At 65.9% G+C, this 1,396-nt stretch carries 1 protein-coding gene; it reads left to right on the top strand.

Annotated elements, in window-relative coordinates:
* A partial coding sequence (locus ABFS34_16825; protein ID MEN8377090.1) for an IS66 family transposase occupies positions 1 to 1,098 on the top strand: 1,098 nt, incomplete at its 5' end.
* Positions 1,099 to 1,396: the final 298 nt, after the last annotated feature.

The following is a 1,396-nucleotide window of genomic DNA, read 5'->3' as shown; positions in this document are numbered from 1 at the left end:
CCGCAGCTCGCGGATCCGCGTGCGACGCGATTTCAGGTGACCGAGATACCGCCAGTCGTGCCGCACACGACCGAGTACCGATGCCACGAAGTGGCGTGCCAATGCGGCCACAACACGCGTGGCCGGTTCGGCCCCGAGGTTCCAACATCTCCGTTCGGTCCGCGGCTGATGAGCATCATCGGCCTACTTACGGGCGTGTATCACGTAAGCCGGCGCAAAACGGTGGCGCTGCTATGGGATCTGCTCGGCGTGCGGATCTCGCTCGGTGGCGTGAGCGCCGTCGAGGCGCGGGTGTCCGAGGCAGTCAAGCCATCGGTCGACGAAGCGTGGACCAAGGTCGAAAACGCTCGCGTCAAACACACCGATGGCACCGGCTGGTTGCAAGCGGGCGCTGCGCTGGCAGTGTGGACGATCGCGACAGCGATGGTCACCGTGTTCAAGATCGTGGGCGACAGCAGCAAGGCAACGCTTTTGCCCTTGTTCGGCCCTCTGCGGGGCATCTTGGTATCCGATCGCGCGACGGCGCTGAATTTCTGGGCGATGGAGCGACGGCAGGTGTGCTGGGCGCACCTTCTCCGGCGATTTATATCGTTTTCCGAGCGCGACGGTCCGGCCAAAAGGATCGGCCGCGAGCTTTTGGACTACACCGGCCTCGTTTTCGAGTACTGGCACGCCTACAAGGATGGAACCATCTCGAAGGCGACCTTTCTGGCGTGGATGATACCCGTGCGCGCAGGAATCGAAGACGTGCTCGAGCGCGCGGTCGCCGCCAACATCAAGCGCCTGTCGGGCTCGTGCAAGAATTTGCTCGAGCACAGGCTCGCGCTGTGGACCTTCGTCGATCACGACGGCGTCGAGCCCACCAACAACCACGCCGAGCGCGAGCTGCGCGCGTTTGTGCTGTGGCGCAAGCGCTCGTTTGGCAGCCAGTCAGAGCGCGGCAACCTGTTCGCCGAGCGGCTGATGAGCGTCGCCCATACCGCGCGAAAGCAACACCGCGATGTCCTGGCCTTCCTCACCGACTGCTGCGAGGCTTACCAAAGCGGCACGCAGCCGCCGTCGTTGTTTGCCGAGCCCGCGATCCGGGCTGCTGCCTGAGCTACGACACCGACTCGGTCGGCGCCGCCGGGAAGTACTTCGTGTGGTGACGCTGTCCTACGGTGCGCACACGGCCCTGGCGGCGAAGCCGTGCTACCGCGACTGAAAGCTCCCGCGCCGTCGCGCCGACTTTGGCCGCGAGTGTGGTCATCGCCTCGCCCGGCGCCGCGTGAACCGCAGCGAAGAAACGCTCGGCCAGGTCGGCGACCTGTTCCGGGGTGCGGCGCCGCCTCGCCGGCCGCGGTGTCGACGTCCGTCTCCGACGTCCGCCCGTCTTCGACGTTCGTGCCGACGACTC

It is taken from the genome of Gemmatimonadota bacterium, assembly GCA_039715185.1.
Taxonomy (GTDB): Bacteria; Gemmatimonadota; Gemmatimonadetes; order Longimicrobiales; family RSA9; genus DATHRK01.
Note: the sequence above shows the minus strand (reverse complement) of the source record. Positions and strands in the feature narration are given on the sequence as shown.